This window comes from Cupriavidus sp. C3SS-1, from assembly GCF_057073755.1.
The window spans coordinates 36,482-56,262 of sequence record NZ_CP172699.1; the positions used below are offsets into that span (position 1 = coordinate 36,482).

A 19,781-nucleotide genomic window follows, 5' to 3' on the forward strand; every position below is an offset into this window, starting at 1 on the left:
ATCGAGGCGAAGACGTGTCTGTGTTTGCCACAGAAATTGAGGCTGCCATTGCAGCATTGAAGGACCTAGTGGCTACAGTCCGATTCGTAACAGGAATACCTACAAAAAAATGAAAGCCTTGAGGGAAAACGATACGTTTCGCCTGCCGAAGGCAGTCGAAGGCACTGTCATAGGCGAGCGCGAAGCTGTCAGCCTGCCGAAGGGGACATTAGTCGCAGTTGTTCTCGTGCACGGTGATGCTCTCGCGCCCTTGGCATACGAAGTGGAGGCGTTCTTGGAAGACAGCGGCCGGTATGTACTGGCTACCGTTGAGGCTAGTGACTTTCAGTAAGCCGATACGGCAATTATCAAGGACATCGCATTCAGGCGCGCCGGGAACACGTGTCGCCGTTCGCCGCGCCCGGAGATCGTCATCTCGCTTGATGGAATCGGCTATTGGAACAAGCAATAATCAATGTGACGGAACGCCACTACTTCGCAATCTATCGATTCAAACGGCTACCTGAATGGGGACACCATTCTCTCTCCGCTTCCAGCGCTTCGGACTCGCTGCAGGATGTTTCCTGGCGCTATCGGCCTGTGCCCCCATGATTGCGACGGTCCCATCGACCATCGAGGTCACACAGCCAGGTGAGCCTGCCAGACGCGCCCAACTCCTGGCGACCGCCACCATTACGTTGGACACCGGTTATTTCCGCACGCTGGCAGACAAGTCGATTTGGTCGAGAGTCGGCCGCGTGCCGCAGGGCGACGTTTATCGGCCCGTTGGCACCATCTTCACGATCGAGGGCCGCCAGGTCCACGAGGCCTACCTGGCCATCCGCGAGAAGACCCTGGTGGGCTTCTATCTGCCCGGGGAACAGCACTATTCCCCGCTATCCACTGCAGTACCTTTGAACTTGGGAGAAATCGAATGAAACGGGTTGCGCGCATGCTGATCGCCGGACTGGCGGTGTCATCGTTGTTGGCGGGGTGTGCTTCGGGCGTTAAGCACGCTGACATGGCGGCCTCGATGCCCACGATGAAGTCAGGCGAAGGCCGGATCTACTTCCTGCGCTCGGCGTCAATGTTCGGCGCTGCGATTCAGCCTGACCTGCGTCTCAATGACCAGGTGGTGGGCGTATCGAAGCCCGGCGGCTTCTTCTTCGTGGACCGCCCGGCCGGCAAGTATGTCGCTTCGGCCGCGACGGAGACCGAGAAGACGCTGAGTTTCGTGCTTGATGCTGGCGAGACGAAGTATGTGCGCAGTTCGCCCTCGATTGGACTGCTGGTGGGTCGCGTCGTGCTGGACCTGGAATCGCCGGAAAAGGCCAGGGAGGAACTGGCCGGACTTAGCTATACCGGCGATGTGGTGAAGGCCAAGTAGCCTGCGCCAGCGAGTGATGGGCCTCAGGGGCTGCGCCGGAATTCAGACAGATTCGCAGTCGCACTTCCCCATCACGAAGTGAGTACCTAGATGATTCCGAAACTTGAGATCCTTATAGGTAGGAAGATTGTGGGTGCCGACCTGACTCCGCATGATGGTGGGGTTGTTGTTCTCTGGGGACATTACTCTGAATATCTACCGCTACTGTTAAGTGGGAGCAAACGGTCCAAAGGAGTAGATCCTGGTTGGCTCTGAGGTGCTGGACGTAGAGGAGAAGGCTGATGGCGTTGCTTTGGTCCTTAGCTGCGGGGCCAAGATAGAAATAGATCTGTCAGACGATGCGTACTCCTGCCCGGAGCAATGCAGCTCCGGGTACCAGGTCAGCCAATAGTCGTTTGGAATTGAGTTTGCGAACTGACGAACCCGGCTTCGGCCGGGTTCATCGTTTCTGGCTACCGCATGGCCTTGAGGAGAGGTCCGTAGACGTAGGTACCGTTTGCGGTGGCGACCGTGATCAACGTGGGGGATGAATCGGCCTGCAGGCGACGCCATGCGAGGGCGTCGGCCTGGTCGAACGCCTTTCGGCGCAGAAGACATAGAAGTCGAGGAGCGCGCCACCGTGCCAGACAAGCGAAAAGCACGAGCATGAGGAGCGAAGTGACGCCCGCCAGGCGCGCAACCGGGAAGACCGTGGCCGCCGATGGCCGGTTGGCAGGATTCTTGAATCCCCATATTCTTCTGACGAACAAGGGATCCAGCTACGGTGAGGCCTAAAGCCCACTCCAGTCGCCGCAAGTTGCGTGGTGGATTTCCGTAGGGCCACACAGATATTCCATCCATCGTTCTACCAATCTTCCATGAATCAGGAACTGGAACTCCGCAACGCCAAACGCAAGGCAATGGCCCTGCTAATCGCGGCGACGCTCGTCTTTGCGATCACGATCTTCCTCCCACACGGCTTTGCCACCGATTGGGTGCGCGCTGCGGCCGAGGCTGCCATGGTTGGCGGCATGGCCGACTGGTTCGCGGTAGTCGCATTGTTCCGCCGCATTCCGGTGCCGGGGCTCGCGAGCCACACCAATATCATCATCCGCAAGCGCGACGACATCGCCGATGGGCTTGCTGTTTTCGTCAAGGAAAAATTCCTCGATGTGAACTCGGTGGTCGCGCTGATCGACAAGCACAACCCTGCACAGGTCGTCGCCGATTGGCTCGATTCCGCATCCAATACGCGCCGCATGGGCGATGCCGTGGCCCGCTTCGCACGAAGTGCGCTCGACCTGATGGACGAGAAGACAGTCCAGGCGTTTGCCAGGGACGCCGTCGATACCATGATCGATCAGGTGGATCTCACACAGTCAGCGGCGGGGATACTGGAAACGCTGACGCGAGACAATCGGCACCAGGCGCTGCTGCGGGAATCGATCACGCATCTGGTTGAGCTGCTCAAGCGTCCGGACACGCGCGACATGATTGCCGGGCGAATCGCGGAATGGCTCAAGCTGGAGCATCCGTACAAGGAGAAGGTGTTACCGACTGAATGGATCAGCGGTCATGGCGCGGAAATGATCTCGGCGGGATTGTCGCGCGTGCTGACGCAAGTCGAGAAGGACGACAGCCATGAGCTGCGCAGGAAGTTCGACGAGGTGACAAATAGCCTGATCAAGCGCCTGAAGGAAGATGCGTCGTTTCGCGCAAAGGCCAACGACATCAAGCGCTATCTGCGTGAACATCCGGCGTTCAATGCCTACATCGGGGAGCTCTGGGGCGAATGGAGAGAACGTCTCAAGGCAGACCTGGCGCGCGAGGACTCCGCCATCTATCGCAAGGTGGCGGGCGCCGGCCAGTGGATTGGCGAGGAGCTGGCCCGCAACGAATCCCTGCGGCAGGCGCTGAACCAGCACCTGAGGGATGCCGCGCGCACGATGGCGCCCGACTTTGCGGACTTCATCACGCGTCATATCAGCAATACGGTGCGCAGCTGGGACGCGAAGGACATGTCACGGCAGATCGAGCTCAACGTCGGCAAGGACCTTCAGTACATCCGCATGAACGGGACCATCGTTGGCGGGCTGATCGGAGCGATACTCTATCTGCTTGCCCAGGCGCCAGCGCTGATTCGATGAGGCGTGCCGGTGGCGGCCAGTCTCGATGTCAGCCGCCAATGCCCGCACGCGGTAGCCACTCAGCCGCCACCGGCCGCGCCAGCAAAAAACCCTGCCCCCGATCACACCCAATCTCGCGCAGAAACCTCAGCTGCTCTTCATTCTCCACCCCCTCCGCCACCACCCTCAACCCAAGCGAATGCGCCATGGCGACAATCGCGCGCACGATCGCACTGTCACGCCGGTGCGCATCGATACCAGCGAGAAACGACCGATCCACCTTCAGCGTATCCACCGGCAAGGTCTGCAAATACGTGAACGACGAATACCCCGTCCCAAAATCATCAATAGCAAGGCTCACACCACGCTGCGCTAGCTCACCCAGCAGCAATTCCGTCACCCCATTGCCAGTCATTGCCATGCTCTCGACCAGTTCCAGCTGCAGCCTGGCCGGCGGCAGGCCGGTATCGCTCAGGATGCCGGTGAGGTCATGCAGGAACTGCTCGTGGCGGCATTGCCGCGCGGAGAGGTTGACCGCCATCCGGCCGAACGCGAACCCCTCTTCGATCCAGAGGCGCGCCTGCCTGCAGGCTTCGCGCAGGACCCAGGCGCCAATCGACACGATCAATGCCGAATCCTCGGCCGTTGTGATGAACGCACCGGGTCCCAACAGACCCCGCGTCGGATGCTGCCAGCGCAGCAGCGCTTCCACGCTGACGATGGCCCCGCTGCGCAAGTCATAGACCGGCTGGTAGTGCAGGCGGAATTCATCGGCCGCCAGGGCGTTGCGTAACTCGCTTTCGAGCGTGATCCGCTCCATCGAGGCCGCGGTCATCTGCGCGGCGAAGAAGCGGAAGTTGTTCTTGCCTTCGTCCTTGGCCTCGTACATGGCCAGATCGGCCTGCATCAGCAACTGATGCGGGTCGGTGCCGTCGTCGGGGTAGATGCTGATGCCGATGCTCGGCGTCACGAACACGGTTTGTCCGTGTGTGTCGATCGGGTGCCCGACTACCTTCAGCAAGGTCTGGGCAATCTGCGCGACGTGGCGGATGTCTTCGATGTCCTCGATGACCACGGTGAACTCATCGCCGCCCAGGCGCGCTACCGTATCGGTCTCGCGAACGGATTCCTTTAGCCGCCGGGCAATGCTGATGAGCGCGTGGTCGCCCACGCCATGCCCCATGGTGTCGTTGATCAGCTTGAAGCGGTCGAGGTCGAGGAACATCACGGCCACCCGTCTGCCGGCACGCTCGGCGTGGGCGATGGCATGCTTCAGGCGCTCGCTGAACAGGGTGCGGTTCGGCAGGGCCGTGAGCGCGTCGTGCATCGCCAGGTGGTTCAGGCGCTCTTCATCCTTCCGGCGCTGCGTGATGTCCGAAAAGATGGCGGCGTAGTGCGTGCAGCTGCCGTCGGGGTTGTGGATGCCCGAGATCGACAGGTATTCCAGGTAGAGTTCGCCGTTCTTGCGGCGGTTCCAGATCTCGCCCTGCCAGCTGCCTTGCTCGCGTAGCTCGCGCCACAGCGACTGGTAGAACGCGCGGCCCTGCTTGCCCGAGCTCAGTATGCGAGGGGTCTGGCCGATGGCCTCGGCCTGGGAATAGCCGGTCAGTTGCGTGAATGCCGGGTTCACCCGCTCGATCACCCCGTTCAGGTCCGTCACCATGACGCCGTCGAGCGTGGCTTCGAACACGCGGTCGGCCAGCTTCAGGTGGTAGGCGGACTGCAGCAGGGCTTCATCGCGCTCGCGCAGCGCTTGCTGAAGCTCGTGTACATATTCGTACTCGATCGTGCTCAGGATGTCGGCCAGGCTCAGCACGCCCGCCAGTTCGCCGCGGTCGTCGAGTATGCCGACATGGCGGATACGATGTTCGACCAGGGTCTGGCGGGCCATGTAGAGGCTTTGCGACCGCCGCAGCGCGCGCAGCGGGCGGGTGGCATGTTCGGCCACCGTGCCGCCAAGCGCCTGGGCGGCTGCGAGCCGGACAATATCGCGCTCGGTCAGGATGCCGTACTCGTCCGCAGCGTAGCGGACGACGATGGCGCTCAGCCCGCCGGTGCGCATGGTGTGCATGGCCTCGGTCAGGCTGGTGTCGGGCGCCACCATGACAGGCCGGGACAATTTGACGGAATCGATTGGCCTGGCGCGCAGGAAGAATTCCGCGCCATGGCCCAGGACCAGATCGGTCTGCGAGAGCATGCCGAGCGGACGCTCGTCGTTGTCGACCACCAGGCAATGGCGGATGCCCTTGTTCCTGAAATGCACGACGGCGTCGCCAAGGCGCGTGCGGCCGGGCAGGGACTGCACGGGATGGCTCATCAGCGCGCGGATCGGCCGGGACAGGGCGCCGACGTCGTCGCCGAGCGCCAGCGCATCGCGTTCGGTCCAGATGCCGACCGGCCGGCCCTGCTCCATCACCACAATCGAACTGCAGCGGCGCTCCGCCATGCTGGCGACCACTTCGCTGACGGGGGTCAGCGGCTCGCACGCCAGGGTTGATTTTGATACGAGACGTTCGATCTCGATATCCAGGGTTGTATACGGCATGTCGCGCTCTTGTTCTCTGTGTCTTGTTGTTGTTCGGCCTACCCGTCGGCGATCGCAAGCTTAGTGGCGGGAGGGGAGGCAACTGTTGATACAGATCAAGGTGGCATTTGCGTGATGCCAAACCGACACAGCGGTCAGGATCCGGCAAAAAACAATGCCCGCCGTGTCGCCCGGCAGTGTCTGCGGGGCGGCGCGGCGGGCATGCCGATACAGGCTCGGCGCAGACGTGCTGGTTACGCGCGGCTGGCGTGCTGCGTGAATCCGACCTGGCCAGGCTTGCGGTTCGGTGCGAATCCGTTCTCGGCCAGCGTCTCGGCGGCGCTGTCATAGAACGTGCCGATCTTGTAGATCTCGCGCGCTTCCTTCGCGTTGGCTACGTCGCGGCCGAACTCGCGCGACATGCGCACAAGCTGCTCGATCTGTTCCACGGTGCCCATCTTGCGGTCGCGGCGCTGGGTCCAGATGTTGTCCTCGATGCCGCAACGCACGTGCAAGCCCAGGGCGATGGCCATCATGTTCAGCGGCAACACGTTGAGCATGGAGGTCTCCAGCGTCAGCACCGAGCCATTGGGGCAGGCCCGCACGAAGTTCGCCAGGTTGTAGAGGGTTGGCGCTTCGAAGCCGCCGCCGATCGCCACCCAGGTCAGGATCAGCGGCACGTTGCAGCTGCCCTTGCGCATCATCCGCTCCACCGTTTCCAGCTGCGCGATGGTGGCAAGCTGGAAATGGGTCTGGATGCCATTGCTGCTGAGGCGGCGGATATGTTCCTCCACCCATTCCGGCCCGGCGGGAATGGTCATCTCGCGATAGGCGCGATAGTTCGCCGGCTCGGCCAGCGAGGTGCCGGCCACGTCGGCCGCGCACATCTGCTCGACCACGTTCATCTGGTTGGTGTTGATGGCGATCGTCACCTGGTCCGGCGTGGGCTTCAGCTCGGCCAGCATGTGGCGGGTATCGTCCGACAGCCACTTGGCGACATCACCGTCGCTCTCGGGCGCAAAGGAAATCGAGCCCCCCACCTGCAGGATCATGTCCGGCACGCGGGCACGGATGCCGGCCAGCAGTTCGTTGAACTTGGACAGGCGCTTGGAACCCTTGCCATCCGCTTCACGCACATGCACGTGCAATACGGTGGCGCCGGCGTTGTAGCAGTCCACGGCTTTCTGGATCTGCGCTTCCATGGACACCGGGATATCTTCCGGGAAATCGGAAGGCATCCATTCCGGACCATAAGGGGCTGCGGTAATCACCAGCTTCTGCTGGTTCTCGGGGAACAGTGAACCGTCGATGAAATCCATGTCTCTCTCCTGGTGGTGGTGGTTGGCTCAGGCGGCCAGTGCGGGTTCGGGGGTACGGTTGTCGGTGGCGCGCTCGCCGATGCCAAACGGCTTGTCGCCGATGATGCCGGCGCGCTCCATCTTGCGGTGGCAGGGCGCGTAGTCCATCACCGCGTAGTGCTGGGTGCTGCGGTTGTCCCAGATGGCCATGCTGTTGGCCTTCCAGCGCCAGCGGACCTGGTATTCGGGAATGAACGCCTGCGACAGCAGGTAACGCAGCAGCTCGAGCGCGCCCGGGTTGTAGTCCTGGCCGTAACGCACATTGGCTGCCGTGTGGAAATTGGTGAAGTGGGTGGTGAAGGCGTTGACGAAGAGGATCTTTTCACCGGTCTCGGGGTGGATGCGCACCACCGGGTGCTCCGGATCGGGATACTGTTCCTTCAGTGCCAGGCGCCGCTCGATCGGCATGGCGGCGCCAAAGCTGGCCTCGATGCTGTGCCGGGCGCGCAGGCCGGCAATCTGCGTCTTCACGTGCTCGGGCAGGTTCTCATAGGCGAGCGCCATGTTGGCCCACATCGTGTCGCCCCCGACGGCGGGGCTCTCCACGCAGCGCAGCACGCATCCCATGGGCGGCGCTTCACGCCAGGTCGCATCGGTGTGCCAGGCGTTCTCGTAGCGGTCCATCGGCTGGTCCGGTTGCTTGTAGATCTGCACCAGGCCCGGGTATTTCGGATGGCTGCCGGCTACCGGGTGATTCTCCAGGCGGCCGAACCGCTCGGCAAACGCGACGTGCTCGGCGCGGGAGATGTGCTGGTCGCGCAGGAACAGCACCTTGTGCCGCAGCAGGGCGGCACGGATCTCTCCGAACAGCCCGTCATCGTGGATGGCATCGGCCAGGCTCACGCCCGTCAGTTCGGCGCCAATGGTGGCGGTCAGTTGTTCTACGCGCATCATGCGGCCTCCGTGCGGGTAATGACGGAAGCCGGGCATGCGATACCGCGTCCTGCCGGGCGATGGGAAATGCTGGTTGAAGTCACTCTTTGTCTCCTGCCGTTTTGGATCGGGGTCAGTCAACGCGTCTTGGCGTCAGGTGAAAATTACTGTCCGGGACGAGGGGAGACTTTTCATTGCGCGACACGCTCATTGCGTTTGATGCCAAGGGTGGGGGCCCGGCCGCAGCAATTTGATCGCCGTCAAACTTATCGCTTGCTGCCCACACCATCCTTGCAGGAAAGATCAGAGGAGGGCGCATGACGACACAGGTTCGCGCGGCGGCGTTGACGGGTTACTTCGACGTAGCGTCGCAATTGGGGCTGGATACGGAACCGATCCTGCGCGCGGCAGGCGTCTCGCGCGCCTTGCTCGATGACCCGGACCAGCGCATTCCGGTGACCACGGTCATGACCTTGCTGGACGAGGCGGCGCGCGCCAGCGGATGCCAGTCATTCGGCCTGCGCATGGCCGCGACGCGCCAGCTCGCGGACCTGGGCGCCATCAGCCTGTTGCTGACACACCAGGCCACCCTGCGTGATGCATTACGCACCCTCATCCGTTATCGCAGCCTGATGAACGAATCGCTGGCGATGCTGGTGGAGGACGCCGGCACGACGGTGATCGTGCGCGAGGAAATCGTACTGGAGGATGCGCCGGTATCCCGCCAGGCCATCGAGCTCGCCACCGGTACGCTGCATCGCGCGTGCAGTGTCCTGCTTGGTCTGCAGTGGAACCCGCACAGCGTTCATTTCACGCATGACGCGCCAGCCGATCTGCGGCTGCATCAGCGGATGTTCGGCTGCAAGCTGAAGTTTCACAGCGAGTTCAACGGGATCGCCTGTGCCGCCGCGGATCTCGACCATCCCAACCCGATCGCGGATCCGATGATGGCGGAGTACGCGCGCCGCTGTCTGGAGGCGCAGTCGGTGGCCTGCGCGACATCCTGTGTGCTGGAAGTTCGCAAGGCCATCTATTTGCTGCTGCCAATGGGCCACGCTTCGATCGAACAGGTGGCCCGGGGACTGGAGATGGAAGTACGAACACTGCAGCGCAGGCTCAAATCGGCGGGTACCGTGTTCTCCCATCAGGTCAATGACGTGCGGCGCGAACTGGTGGTGCGGTACCTGGTCAGCGGCGGCCATCTGCTGGCCGAGGTGGCGGAGCTGCTCGGCTTTTCGATGCCGAGTTCCTTTACGCGCTGGTTCTCGGGCGAGTTCGGCGTCTCGCCGTCGCAGTGGCGTCAGCGGCTGGTGCAAGCCGTGACACCAGTGGAGTATCGCGCACCGGTGTGCCTTCGGCATGGTTAGGCCACAGTTTTCAGGGTCGTTTCCTTACCCTCCCGGGCGAAGGCATCTGCCTGCGTCGTTGCGGGATGTTATGAAAACAGGTCAGCGTGGAGCAGCCGCCTTAAGCCTCAATACTCGCGCAGGATCCAGCTGCTGATCGATGCAAAGTACTCACGCAGCCATGCATTGAAGCGCAGGTACAACGGCGTGCCGGCGCCCACGCCGAAGACTTTGCTGAATCCCGCCTTCCGTGCAATGCCCAGGGCGCGCCGCACGTGAAAATCGCTGGTCACCACGATGATCGATCCAGTGTCATCAACACCTTGCTCTTCCAGCATGCGCCGGCTGAACACAAGGTTCTCCTCGGTACTGGTGCTGCGGCGCTCGCGAATCAACCTCTCCGCCGCAACGCCACGCGCCATAAGGTAGTCGGCCATGATGTCCGCCTCGGTGCAATGCCGCTCGAAGTCCTGTCCGCCACTCACCACCACCTTCGCCGCCGGCCATCGCTGGGCTTGCACCAGCCCCTTGTCCAGTCGTGCTTTCAACGCGGGCGATGCCGTGCAGTCTGGTGTGCCGGAGCCAAGGACGATGATCGCCTTGATCGGAACTCCCGCGGGCACGGTCACGCCGGCGTCGCTGCGGATACCGTGGAAGTACACACCCACGGTCAGAAGCCAGACGGCAAACGCGGTCCACGCTGCACGCCATAGCCACTGCCTGCGCCGATTGGCCTGACGCCAGCGTGCGACACGATGCCAGCCCAGCGCGAGCAGCAGGAACGCGATGCCGATGCCGCCGGGGAGCACGATGCCGAAGCTGAACAACCCCATGGACATCAGCCCGATGGCGTCGCCAAGCAGTACGGCGCCCACAAGCGCCAGGGCAAGGCGTATCCATTGCCTGCCGGGATTCAGTGACCGCGCCATGGTCGTCCTCTTGTTAGCTGCCATCGTGCCTGTGCAACGTGTCGCTGCTGAACTTCATGTTTGTCCCTGATTGATGGGCTCGCCGCATTGTGGCTGCAAGTAGCCTATCGCAGACTCCATCACTATCGATTCTGCGCGTTTCAGCAATAAACTGCCGAATGCGCGCGATGCAGCGTCGCTTGCTTCGCCTGCAAGCCGAGTCGGCCTTTGACTTTGAAGGCGCATGCACCATGCTTACCAGGGTCCGTATGCCGCAAGGCAGTCCCGCAGGAAGTCCGTGTGCCGAAAGCGACGCGACCAGCCGATCCAGGGCGCCGCATAGTTCCTGGCGGTCTCTCGCACAGCATGGACATATCCCGCTACATCTCCCGGAGATTCGAACATGAAAGTCCTGATTGTCCTGACCTCTCACGACCAACTTGGCAACACCGGTGAAAAGACCGGCTTCTGGCTGGAAGAACTCGCGGCCCCGTACTATGTGCTGAAGGATGCCGGTGTCGAGGTCACGCTCGCATCGGTAAAGGGTGGTCAGCCGCCGCTCGATCCGAAGAGCAATGATCCCGCCTTCCAGACCGCCGCGACCCGCCGCTTCGACGCCGATGCCGACGCAAAGGCAGTACTGGCGTCGACGCGGAAGCTGTCCGATGTCTCGGCCGGCGACTACGACGCGGTGTTCTATCCAGGCGGCCACGGTCCGATGTGGGATCTCGCCGAAGATGTCCACTCCAAAGCCCTGATCGAAACCACGCTGGCGAGCGGCAAGCCCGTCGCGCTGGTCTGCCATGCGCCGGGTGTGCTGCGTCATGTGAAGGCGAAGGACGGCAGCGCGATGGTCAAGGGCAAGAACGTCACGGGATTTACGAACAGCGAAGAGGCCGCGGTCGGCCTGACGGATGTCGTGCCGTTCCTGGTCGAGGACATGCTGAAGGCAAACGGCGCCAACTATTCCAAGGCCGGAGACTGGCAACCGTATGTCGTCACGGACGGCCTGCTGGTCACGGGCCAGAATCCTGCATCCTCGGATCCCGTTGCCCATGCGCTGCTGACGATGTTGAAGCATCGCTGACACGGAACCGTTCGGCCCTTCTAATACACCCCCGGCACCATCCTCCAGGTCCTCGCGCAATACGCCTCATACTGCGCCCCAAACTCCGATCGCAACAACGCTTCCTCCGCACGGATGCGTGCCACCAGCGGCGGGATCATCAGCAATGTCAGGAGCACGCCCACACACGAGCGAAAGGCCAGTACCCATCCCAGCGAACTGACGACGAAGCCGAGATAGCTTGGGTGCCGGATCACGCCATACAGGCCGGTGGTCACGAGCTTGTGCCCGCGCTGGATCGCGACCAGCCCGCTGAATCGCTTGCCCAGGATGAAGACAGGCACCAGCCGCAATACGCCACCACCGGCGAACAGCGCCACGCCGATCCAGCGCAGGGTGTCGCCGTCGATGACCCAGAAGCCGATGCGGTCGTTCCACGCTGGCACATAGCCGGCCAGCAGGCCGAGCACGCCGAACGCCGCCAGCACCCAGCGGTTGCCGCGGTCTTCGCGTTCGCCGCTGCTGATATTGCCTTGCGAGAAGACGGCGACCACGGCGAGCGCCATGGTTGCTTCGGCTAATACGATCCGCGCGGGATGGGCGAAGAAGGGCGCGATGCCGCCCCAGCCGAGAACGGGCAGCGCCAGGTAGGCAAGGGTGCCTGCCAGGGTGAAGACAGCCATGCCGATGGATGAACGCATGCCGGGCCGCCATAAGGAGGATGCTGAACCTCTAGCGTATGCCGTTTGGCCACCGGTTGCTGGCCGCCCTGGCATGTTTCAATACGGCTTTGCCGAAGACACGTCATGCAGCAAATCATGCCTCTCATCGATATCAGGAATCTCCAGCAAGCCGCCATCGCCTTCGGCGAAGCGCGCGGCTGGGGCAAGTATCACAGCCCCAAGAACCTGGCCATGGCGCTGAGCGTGGAGGTGGCCGAACTGGTCGAGATCTTCCAGTGGCAGACCGAAGAGGAATCGCGCGGGATCATGTCGACGGACGAGCGCGCGCACGTGGAGCAGGAACTGGCGGATATCACCATCTACCTGACGCAGATGGTGACGGCGCTGGGTGTGGACCTGGACGCGGCGGTGCGGGCGAAGATGGAGATGAATGCGAAGAAGTATCCGATTCGCGACGTCGGCGCCTGACCGGCAGTCATTTTTATATCCAAGCCGGGAATGACGATCGGCTATTGCGGCCGCAAATCATAAATAGCTTTGATAGTTGTGGGTGCCATGGCCCTGACGCGGGGCGGGCCATGGCATCCGTCACGCATCGATGCGTTAGCGTCCCACCAACACCTCCCTCCCATTCACCGCCTGCACCGGCCGCGCATTCATCTTGTACAGCTTTCTGAACGCCTCAAGCTGCGCGGACGAAATCGACACCGGTGTCTTCATCACCACCCATCGCACATCTTCGCTGCAAGGCGGCGTAGTCAGCGAGCCGATGAACGTGTAGTTGTCGCGTTTCGCTGGCAGCAGGTCACCAACGTTGATGTTGCCATCCAACGCGTGCTTGTCACCGGTCTTCGCCGGCAGGCTGGCGAACACCGGTTTTAGCGCCGCATTCGCTTTGCCCGTGCGGAACAGCACGGCGATCACCGCCAGCTTGCCTTCCGCACTCTTGTGCACAAGGTGCGCCACCAGCGGATAGGACTTGCCGTCGATCTTCTCCTCGCTCGGTGTGTGGAAGTGGAACTGCGCAAGCTTGTACTGCGCGCCATCGATGGTGAGCGTGCCGCCATTGGCTGGTTCGACCTGGATGGTGTGGCCGTTGTTGATGACCTCGGCATTCGCGGGCGCATAGGAGAGATCGATGGCCTGTGCCGTGGTGCCGGTCACCTTGCGTGTCTCGATATTGATCGGCGACTGGCGCTGGCCCGTACCACACACGGCGTAGTCCGCTTCGAGGTGGGCCCACTGGCTCGCGCCAGTCTTGCCCTGGTAGGTCCAGTGCGGCGGTTCGTTGGCGCTGGCAATCGACGTGAGAAGCAGTGTGCCCAATGCTGCAATCGCAATGCGTGTCTTCATCTGATGGTTACCGTTGTGGAAACTAAGGGACGAGCAGGCGGCCGCATGCCTGAACGGACCGATGCCCATGGCTCCGGAACGCTGCCTGATTGGCAGGGTTGACCGGGGGAATGCATCAAACCGTCTCATTGGACCGGGCAAGTGTAGCGGGCTATCGGGTGCGACCACGCGAATCCCATGACGCCGGTATGAATGATGCGCCACAAACAAAAACGGGCGGCCTGGCTTGGCCGCCCGGGCGCAGAAACGCGCAGTACCACATGAACACTCAACTACCCCGATACGTCCCGAAGCTCCACGGCGAGCACAGCAGCGGCACATGGTAGTGCTGCGCGGCATCGGCAACGGTGAAACGCACCGGGACGATATCCGCAAACACGTCCGGCGTCTTGAAGTAATCGGCCACCCAGAAGCGCAGTTCGAAATCCCCGGTGCGCGCCTGCGTGGCGGGCAGCATCGGTGTGTCGGTGCGGCCGTCGCTGTTGGTGCGCGCACGGGTAATGAGTTTGGGCGGCTGCGTGCCCATGTCGAACAGTTCGATCTGCATGCCGGCGATGGGCCTGCCGAGCGATACGTCGAGTACGTGAGTACTGATGCCTGCCATGTCGGTCTCCTTGTCAGCAAACGGGCCGCATCAGCTGCCGCGATAGTAGTTGTAGCTCCACGGCCCGAACAGGACGGGCAGGTGGATGCGCTGGCTCGCGTCCGTCACGCGAAAGCGCAGAGGGATCTTTGACAGGAACAGCGGCTGCGGCAGGTTGGCCTTGCGCGCGGCGAAATATTCGTCCACGTGCAGCAGCAGTTCGTAGGTGCCCGTGCGGTAGGTGTCGCCGATCAGCAGCGGCGGTTCACTGCGGCCGTTGGCGGCCAGCGTGACAGTCTGCATATGGCGCGGCTGGCCGTTGTCGATGCGGTACATGTCGACGCGCATGCCGGCGGCGGGCGTGCCGTGCCAGGTATCGAGCGCGTGCATGGTCAGGCGCGGACTCAGGCCGCCTTGCTGCACGGGGCCGGTGGTCTGGTTGGGCGCGGTCTCGGCCAGCGCGTTGCCGGCCAGCAGGGCGCCGCCGCCCAGCGTCAGGGATTGCAGCGCGAAGCGGCGGCGGCTGGCGTCGAAGTCGGGATCTTGCTGGTCGCGCATATCAGGCTCCACGCTTGTTGGCGAGCTGGCGGATGCCGAACACCACCAGCACCGCAGCCGCGATTTCGATGACGGCCACCACGTACAGGCCGGTGGTGACTTTGCCCGTGGCGGTCTTGATCAGGCCCATCGCATACGGCGCGCCGAAGCCGGCCAGGTTCGAGACGGAGTTGATCAGTGCCACGCCCACCGCAGCGGCGCTCCCGGCCAGGTAGCGGTTAGGCAGCTGCCAGAAAACGGGAATCGCGCTCATGGTGCCAACCAGCGAGGCCGTCATGGCGAGCAGGGCGATCACCGGCGACAGCGCGTTCATGCCGAGCAGAATCGCGAGCACAGCCATGGCCCCGCCACCAACCAGCGCCGCGGTGCTGAAGTGCCAGCGCACTTCATTGCGGCGATCGGAGTGTGCGCCGTTGGCGATCATGCCGATGGCGCCGCACAGGTAGGCCACCGCGGCAATCCAGCCGACCGCCATCGGTGTGGTGAAGCCCACGTCCTTGATGATGGTCGGGATCCAGAATGTCAGCGTCGAGTTGGCGCACAGCAGGCAGAAGTAGATCGCGATCAGCAGCCACACCTTCGGGTTGGTGAACACGCTGCGCCAGTCGTGGCCGCGTTCGCCCATGGCGGCGTTGTCGCGCTTGAGGGCGTCGAGCACCACGCGCTTTTCATTGTCGGTCAGCCACTTGGCCTGCTCGGGCTTGTCGGTCATGTAGAACCAGGCAAAGATGCCGGCCAGCACGGACGGAATGCCTTCGATGATGAAGAGCCACTGCCAGCCGTGCATGCCATGCACGCCGCCCATCGATGTCATGATCCAGCCGGCCAGCGGGCCGCCGAGCACGCCGGCGATGGCCGATGCCGACATGAACGTGCCGAATGCGCGCGCGCGGCGTTCCGACGGATACCAGTAGGTCAGATAGAGAATCACGCCGGGATAGAAGCCCGCTTCGAACGCGCCGAGCAGGAAGCGCAGCGTGTAGAACTGCAGGGGCGTGGAGACATGGGTCTGCAGCATGCAGATCACGCCCCAGCAGATCGTGATGCGCATGATGGTCTTCTTGGCGCCGATCTTCTGCAGCAGCATGTTGGACGGCACTTCGAACAGGAAGTAGCCGATGAAGAAGATGCCGGCGCCCAGGCCGTACACCGCTTCGCTGAATTGCAGCGAATCGAGCATCTGCAGCTTGGCGAAGCCGATGTTCACGCGGTCCAGCCACGCCAGCACCCACAGCACGCCCAGGAAGGGCAGCAGGCGCCAGGAGACCTTGCGGTAGACGCTGGCTTCAGCGTCGTCCGCTGTGCCGGCGAAGATCGGCACGCCTTGCTTCGTAATGGACATGGTGTCTCCTGTCTCGTCAGTTTGCGTCGTGCGGCCCGGCTGCCCGAGAGGCGATGCGGCGGGCGCCGTCGTTTGGTTGGAAGCAAGTATAGGAACGCGCTGACAGGGGGGAACGGGAGGGCTGGTATAGGCCCTATATCAGCATCGATATGGAGCGCAAAGCCTTGTGCGGCGCGGGTTTGCGGGCGATCCGGCGTCAGGTTGGCGGGATTATGGATTACCCTATGCCGGCCCCGTTCCACGCACGCGCTCACAATCCCTGTCGTTCCCGCGAAGGCGGGAACCCAGCGGCTTGTCCTCGGCGAGGACCTTGAAAGTCACTGGGCTCCCGCCTTCGCGGGGACGACAAGCGGCGATAATGCGACGATTGCGTCGCCGGCTGCGCCCGGCTGCCATCCTCGCCCAGGACTCCATCATGATCCGCGCCGACGATCCCTTCGATACCTACCTGCTGCGCGTGCTGTGCATCCTGATTGCCGAGCAGAGCGTCTCGCGCACGGCCATCCGCCTGAACCAGTCGCAGCCGGCGATCAGCTCGGCGCTCAAGCGGCTGCGCGTAATCTTCAACGACCCGCTGCTCACGCGCGAAAAGAACGTGATGGTGCCCACCGAGCGCGCCTTGCAGATCGCGCGCAACGCGCAGGCCGCGCTCAGTGCGCTGGACAACCTGCTGGTGTCGGATGACCGCTTCGATCCCGCCACCACCGAGCAGACCTTCACCGTGGCGATGCCGGACTACCTCGCGCCGCCATTCTTTGCGCACGTGGTGCGCGAATTCCGACGCGCGGCGCCGCATGCGCGCCTGGTGGCCGTGCCGCTGAGCGCGAGCTTCGACTACGAACAGGCCTTGTCGGAAGGCACGGCGGATATCGTCATCGGCAACTGGCCCAACCCGCCGGAACACCTGCACCTGTCCGTGCTGCTGGAGGACGAGGTGGTCTGCATGGTGGCGCAGGACAGCGTGCACAACCAGCCAGGCAAGTTCACCGCGCAGGCCTATCTCGGTGCAGCGCATATCGTGCCCACGCCCTATTCGCGCGACCAGCGCGGGCTGGTCGATTCAGGACTCAGCACCATGCGCGTGCACCGCGACAACCGCGTGAGCTGCCCGTATTTCAATCTTGCACCGAGTCTGATTCCTGGCACCGACCTGATCCTGACCACGGGGCGCCACTTTGCCAACTATCACGCGCAGCAGGTGCCGGTGGCCGTGCTGAGGCCGCCGATCGAGTTTCCGTTCATGCGCTTCTATCAGCTATGGCATCCGTCGCGCCACCGCTCTGCGGCACATATGTGGCTGCGCGGCATGCTGACGGCAGCCTCGCAAGCGTTGCGCAATCTGCGCGACATGCCGGCAGCGTAGCGGTATCGGATTCTGTTATGCGACCTATAGGGTGGCGGGCCTCGCCGCTGCCCGGAGCGCTTCCTATACTCGGCCCGTATTCAACGTCCATGCCTTGCCGACGCGGCGGGTTTTACGGGAGAGCAGTCCATGTCACAGTCAATCGATCTCGCGCCGGTCAACGCGCTGGACCAGGCCGGCTTCGAGCGCGTGTTCGGCAGCGTGTTCGAGCACTTTCCGCAGGCGGCGGCAGGGGCCTGGGCACAGCGCCCGTTTGCATCGGTGGCGGCGCTGCATGACGCGATGATGGATGTGGTGCGCAAGCTCGACGACAAGGGCCAGCGCGATTTCCTGAACCTGCACCCGCTGCTGTCCGGCGCGAACATCCGCGCGGGCACGATGACGGCGGACTCGAATGCGGAACAGAAGAGTGCGGGGCTCGATGCGATGTCGGCGCAGCAGGAAGCATCGCTCGATAGCTTGAACCAAGCCTATCTCGCGCGTCATGGTTTTCCGTTCATCATCTGCGTGCGCCACTACACGCGTGAGGGCATCTTCGCTGCGCTGGAGCGCCGCGTGGACCGCAGCACGCCAGTGGAACTGGACGAGGCGCTGGCGCAGATCGCGGCGATTACACGCGGGCGCCTGAACGCGCGGCTGACGGCCCTGGTGTCCTGATCCCGCTGCGTGCGCGTGCAGGCTGGCGGCGCACGCCCACTGGCCCCTGCGATCCTTCGACACGATGCGAGATTCGTCGTGCGTCGCTGTCGTGAATGCATGCATTCACGAATCGATCCGATGCTCCCTGGCATCGCGCCGAGTCGCTTCTTGCGTGACGATGCGCTGCCATGCAACCGCCGTTGCCATGCAGTGTCCGTCGTCTGTCCGGCCAAGCCGCGCCGAAGCTTCACGTTGATCGCGGCGCAGCAAATGTTTCGCTGCACTGCGTCGCGCGCGCTCGCACACGTCGTCTTGGCGCAGGCGACGTTTGGCTGATCGAACATGCAGACAAGGCGTCGTTCCTTTACAACCCATTACAAAGACTTACAACGCTTGTGCGGTTTGCAACATATTCTCCGGTTAGCTTCCAACAACAAGCGGAGACATACCGTGTCTGACTTTTCCAAATCCTGTTCTTACAGCGCATTGCGCATCGTCGCACTGGCCGGGGCCCTGGGGCTGGCAGCGTGCGGCGGCGGTGGTGGTGATGATTCAGGTGGTGGTGGCCAGGGAACGCTGAAGGTCTCGATGACCGACGCGCCGGCCTGCGGCTTCGACCATGTCTTCGTGACCGTGAACCGGGTGCGCGTGCATACCAGCGCCAATGCCGATCCGGGCGCCAGCGGCTGGGTCAACATCGACGTAACGCCGGCGCGCAAAATCGACCTGCTGTCGCTGACCAACGGCGTGCTGTCCACACTGGGCCAGACCGCGCTGCCGGCCGGTAACTATCAGCAGATCCGGCTGGTGCTCGACGCGAACAATGGGGCCGGTTCGGCGGCGCTGGCCAACTCCGTCGTACCGACCGGCGCTAGCGAGCAGACGCTGGATACACCGAGCGCGGTGCAATCCGGCATCAAGATCAACCGTCCGTTCACGGTAGCATCGGGCACGCTGACCGACCTGGTGCTGGACTTCGACGCTTGCAAGTCCGTGGTGAAACGTGGCAACGGCAGCTATGGCTTGAAGCCGGTCGTGACGGCAATCCCCATGGTGGTCAGCGGTGCCGTGACCGGCGTGGTGAGTTCGGCCCCGGGCGCCAGCGTCTATGCCGAGCGCAACGGCGTGGTGGTGAAGGCGACGGTGGCGGATGCCAACGGTAACTTCACGCTCTCGCCGATCGAGCAGAGCAGCACTGCCGGTCCGGTCGATGTGGTGGTGGTGCCGGGCTCGGCCAATGGCCGCGGCACGGGCATCGTGCGCAGCGTGCCGGTCGTGGCGGGCGGCAGTACCGCGATCTCGACGGCGGGCTCGCCGATGTCGCTGCCGACGTCGGCGTACCGAAAGGTTTCGGGCACGGTGTCGCCGGCATCTGCCGACGTGACGCTGCGCGCGCTGCAACTGGTCAGCGGCGGCACCTTCGAGATTGCCGCAACCGCGGCCGCGAGCGATACCGGTGCCTACAGCTTCTTCCCAGCTGCGCCGGCACTGCCGGTGGCGGCCCCGGTGATTGGCACGTACCAGGCTGCGTTGCCGATCCCGCTGCAGCCGGACGGCGCCGCGGGCGGCAAGTACAGCGTGCAGGCCACCAGCGCGGCAGGGGTGGTGAAATCGCAGCCGGTGGATGTCAACACCGCCGACGTGATCCAGGACTTCTCGTTCTGATTGGACCGGTTCAACCGGGGGAGCCGGGAGCGGGCGCTTGCCTGCGCCC

18 protein-coding genes are annotated in these 19,781 nt (G+C 63.2%); 9 read left to right on the forward strand and 9 right to left on the reverse strand.

All coding sequences use genetic code 11. From position 1 onward, the window contains the following. Nucleotides 1-587 precede the first annotated feature (587 nt). The 3 genes from ACIGJC_RS00125 (at nucleotide 588) to ACIGJC_RS00135 (ending at nucleotide 3,492) form a co-directional block, all read left to right on the forward strand. The gene (locus ACIGJC_RS00125) at nucleotides 588-917 is read left to right on the forward strand and encodes a hypothetical protein (RefSeq protein ID WP_483709995.1); all 330 of its coding nucleotides are present in this window, start codon (nucleotides 588-590) and stop codon (nucleotides 915-917) included. Next, nucleotides 914-1,366, forward strand: coding sequence for a DUF2846 domain-containing protein (locus tag ACIGJC_RS00130; protein WP_483709996.1), 453 nt, complete (start codon nucleotides 914-916; stop codon nucleotides 1,364-1,366). Before ACIGJC_RS00125 ends, ACIGJC_RS00130 begins: the two co-directional genes overlap by 4 nt. 857 nt (nucleotides 1,367-2,223) lie before the next feature. Beyond that, on the forward strand, nucleotides 2,224-3,492 hold the full coding sequence (locus tag ACIGJC_RS00135) for a DUF445 domain-containing protein (RefSeq protein ID WP_483711573.1): 1,269 nt from the start codon (nucleotides 2,224-2,226) through the stop codon (nucleotides 3,490-3,492). A gap of 28 nt (nucleotides 3,493-3,520) precedes the next feature. Here the strand turns inward: ACIGJC_RS00135 and ACIGJC_RS00140 are convergent, their stop codons facing one another. From ACIGJC_RS00140 to ACIGJC_RS00150, 3 genes are all read right to left on the reverse strand, one after another. Then, complete coding sequence (locus ACIGJC_RS00140) at nucleotides 3,521-6,016, reverse strand: EAL domain-containing protein (protein ID WP_483709998.1); 2,496 nt, start codon at nucleotides 6,014-6,016, stop codon at nucleotides 3,521-3,523. A 233-nt stretch (nucleotides 6,017-6,249) separates the two neighbouring features. Then, nucleotides 6,250-7,314, reverse strand: coding sequence for a beta-keto acid cleavage family enzyme (locus ACIGJC_RS00145; RefSeq protein ID WP_483710000.1), 1,065 nt, complete (start codon nucleotides 7,312-7,314; stop codon nucleotides 6,250-6,252). A 27-nt stretch (nucleotides 7,315-7,341) separates the two neighbouring features. Next, the gene (locus ACIGJC_RS00150) at nucleotides 7,342-8,244 is read right to left on the reverse strand and encodes a TauD/TfdA dioxygenase family protein (RefSeq protein ID WP_483711574.1); all 903 of its coding nucleotides are present in this window, start codon (nucleotides 8,242-8,244) and stop codon (nucleotides 7,342-7,344) included. A gap of 299 nt (nucleotides 8,245-8,543) precedes the next feature. Here ACIGJC_RS00150 and ACIGJC_RS00155 point away from each other — a divergent pair, with 299 nt between their 5' ends. Further along, a complete protein-coding gene (locus ACIGJC_RS00155) occupies nucleotides 8,544-9,593 on the forward strand; it encodes an AraC family transcriptional regulator (RefSeq protein WP_483710002.1) in 1,050 nt (349 codons plus the stop codon). A gap of 107 nt (nucleotides 9,594-9,700) precedes the next feature. On the opposite strand, the gene ACIGJC_RS00160 is transcribed toward ACIGJC_RS00155, so the two are convergent. Beyond that, on the reverse strand, nucleotides 9,701-10,501 hold the full coding sequence (locus ACIGJC_RS00160; RefSeq protein WP_483710004.1) for a YdcF family protein: 801 nt from the start codon (nucleotides 10,499-10,501) through the stop codon (nucleotides 9,701-9,703). 382 nt (nucleotides 10,502-10,883) lie between these two features. On the opposite strand from ACIGJC_RS00160, the gene ACIGJC_RS00165 reads away from it, so the two are divergent. After that, nucleotides 10,884-11,567 carry a type 1 glutamine amidotransferase domain-containing protein gene (locus ACIGJC_RS00165; protein WP_483710006.1) on the forward strand — a complete coding sequence of 228 codons (684 nt, stop codon included), beginning with the start codon at nucleotides 10,884-10,886 and terminating at the stop codon, nucleotides 11,565-11,567. 20 nt (nucleotides 11,568-11,587) lie between these two features. Here ACIGJC_RS00165 and ACIGJC_RS00170 read toward each other — a convergent pair whose 3' ends face one another. Beyond that, a complete protein-coding gene (locus ACIGJC_RS00170) occupies nucleotides 11,588-12,247 on the reverse strand; it encodes a methyltransferase family protein (RefSeq protein ID WP_483710007.1) in 660 nt (219 codons plus the stop codon). A gap of 117 nt (nucleotides 12,248-12,364) precedes the next feature. Here ACIGJC_RS00170 and ACIGJC_RS00175 point away from each other — a divergent pair, with 117 nt between their 5' ends. Then, nucleotides 12,365-12,697 (forward strand): nucleotide pyrophosphohydrolase, encoded by a 333-nt coding sequence (locus ACIGJC_RS00175; protein ID WP_483710009.1) that lies wholly within the window; start codon nucleotides 12,365-12,367, stop codon nucleotides 12,695-12,697. 135 nt (nucleotides 12,698-12,832) lie between these two features. Here the strand turns inward: ACIGJC_RS00175 and ACIGJC_RS00180 are convergent, their stop codons facing one another. From ACIGJC_RS00180 to ACIGJC_RS00195, 4 genes are all read right to left on the reverse strand, one after another. After that, nucleotides 12,833-13,582, reverse strand: coding sequence for a carbonic anhydrase (locus ACIGJC_RS00180; RefSeq protein WP_483710011.1), 750 nt, complete (start codon nucleotides 13,580-13,582; stop codon nucleotides 12,833-12,835). Between the two features lie 268 nt (nucleotides 13,583-13,850). Continuing rightward, on the reverse strand, nucleotides 13,851-14,186 hold the full coding sequence (gene uraH / locus ACIGJC_RS00185) for a hydroxyisourate hydrolase (protein WP_483710013.1): 336 nt from the start codon (nucleotides 14,184-14,186) through the stop codon (nucleotides 13,851-13,853). 30 nt (nucleotides 14,187-14,216) lie between these two features. After that, the gene (gene uraH / locus ACIGJC_RS00190) at nucleotides 14,217-14,723 is read right to left on the reverse strand and encodes a hydroxyisourate hydrolase (protein WP_483710015.1); all 507 of its coding nucleotides are present in this window, start codon (nucleotides 14,721-14,723) and stop codon (nucleotides 14,217-14,219) included. Nucleotide 14,724: 1 nt separating this feature from the next. Further along, complete coding sequence (locus ACIGJC_RS00195) at nucleotides 14,725-16,065, reverse strand: MFS transporter (RefSeq protein WP_483710017.1); 1,341 nt, start codon at nucleotides 16,063-16,065, stop codon at nucleotides 14,725-14,727. A 415-nt stretch (nucleotides 16,066-16,480) separates the two neighbouring features. Here ACIGJC_RS00195 and ACIGJC_RS00200 point away from each other — a divergent pair, with 415 nt between their 5' ends. From ACIGJC_RS00200 to ACIGJC_RS00210, 3 genes are all read left to right on the forward strand, one after another. After that, the gene (locus tag ACIGJC_RS00200; RefSeq protein ID WP_483710019.1) at nucleotides 16,481-17,428 is read left to right on the forward strand and encodes a LysR family transcriptional regulator; all 948 of its coding nucleotides are present in this window, start codon (nucleotides 16,481-16,483) and stop codon (nucleotides 17,426-17,428) included. Between the two features lie 129 nt (nucleotides 17,429-17,557). After that, nucleotides 17,558-18,085, forward strand: a complete 528-nt coding sequence (gene uraD, locus ACIGJC_RS00205; protein ID WP_483710020.1) for a 2-oxo-4-hydroxy-4-carboxy-5-ureidoimidazoline decarboxylase — start codon at nucleotides 17,558-17,560, stop codon at nucleotides 18,083-18,085. A 432-nt stretch (nucleotides 18,086-18,517) separates the two neighbouring features. Continuing rightward, the gene (locus ACIGJC_RS00210; protein WP_483710022.1) at nucleotides 18,518-19,732 is read left to right on the forward strand and encodes a DUF4382 domain-containing protein; all 1,215 of its coding nucleotides are present in this window, start codon (nucleotides 18,518-18,520) and stop codon (nucleotides 19,730-19,732) included. Nucleotides 19,733-19,781: the final 49 nt, after the last annotated feature.

Bases quoted from the DNA above. Each gene is read 5' to 3' on its own strand.
- ACIGJC_RS00125 (WP_483709995.1), top strand. From the start codon at position 588: ATGATTGCGACGGTCCCATCGACCATCGAGGTCACACAGCCAGGTGAG.
- ACIGJC_RS00130 (WP_483709996.1), top strand. From the start codon at position 914: ATGAAACGGGTTGCGCGCATGCTGATCGCCGGACTGGCGGTGTCATCG.
- ACIGJC_RS00135 (WP_483711573.1), top strand. From the start codon at position 2,224: ATGAATCAGGAACTGGAACTCCGCAACGCCAAACGCAAGGCAATGGCC.
- ACIGJC_RS00140 (WP_483709998.1), bottom strand. From the start codon at position 6,016: ATGCCGTATACAACCCTGGATATCGAGATCGAACGTCTCGTATCAAAA.
- ACIGJC_RS00145 (WP_483710000.1), bottom strand. From the start codon at position 7,314: ATGGATTTCATCGACGGTTCACTGTTCCCCGAGAACCAGCAGAAGCTG.
- ACIGJC_RS00150 (WP_483711574.1), bottom strand. From the start codon at position 8,244: ATGCGCGTAGAACAACTGACCGCCACCATTGGCGCCGAACTGACGGGC.
- ACIGJC_RS00155 (WP_483710002.1), top strand. From the start codon at position 8,544: ATGACGACACAGGTTCGCGCGGCGGCGTTGACGGGTTACTTCGACGTA.
- ACIGJC_RS00160 (WP_483710004.1), bottom strand. From the start codon at position 10,501: ATGGCGCGGTCACTGAATCCCGGCAGGCAATGGATACGCCTTGCCCTG.
- ACIGJC_RS00165 (WP_483710006.1), top strand. From the start codon at position 10,884: ATGAAAGTCCTGATTGTCCTGACCTCTCACGACCAACTTGGCAACACC.
- ACIGJC_RS00170 (WP_483710007.1), bottom strand. From the start codon at position 12,247: ATGCGTTCATCCATCGGCATGGCTGTCTTCACCCTGGCAGGCACCCTT.
- ACIGJC_RS00175 (WP_483710009.1), top strand. From the start codon at position 12,365: ATGCCTCTCATCGATATCAGGAATCTCCAGCAAGCCGCCATCGCCTTC.
- ACIGJC_RS00180 (WP_483710011.1), bottom strand. From the start codon at position 13,582: ATGAAGACACGCATTGCGATTGCAGCATTGGGCACACTGCTTCTCACG.
- uraH (WP_483710013.1), bottom strand. From the start codon at position 14,186: ATGGCAGGCATCAGTACTCACGTACTCGACGTATCGCTCGGCAGGCCC.
- uraH (WP_483710015.1), bottom strand. From the start codon at position 14,723: ATGCGCGACCAGCAAGATCCCGACTTCGACGCCAGCCGCCGCCGCTTC.
- ACIGJC_RS00195 (WP_483710017.1), bottom strand. From the start codon at position 16,065: ATGTCCATTACGAAGCAAGGCGTGCCGATCTTCGCCGGCACAGCGGAC.
- ACIGJC_RS00200 (WP_483710019.1), top strand. From the start codon at position 16,481: ATGATCCGCGCCGACGATCCCTTCGATACCTACCTGCTGCGCGTGCTG.
- uraD (WP_483710020.1), top strand. From the start codon at position 17,558: ATGTCACAGTCAATCGATCTCGCGCCGGTCAACGCGCTGGACCAGGCC.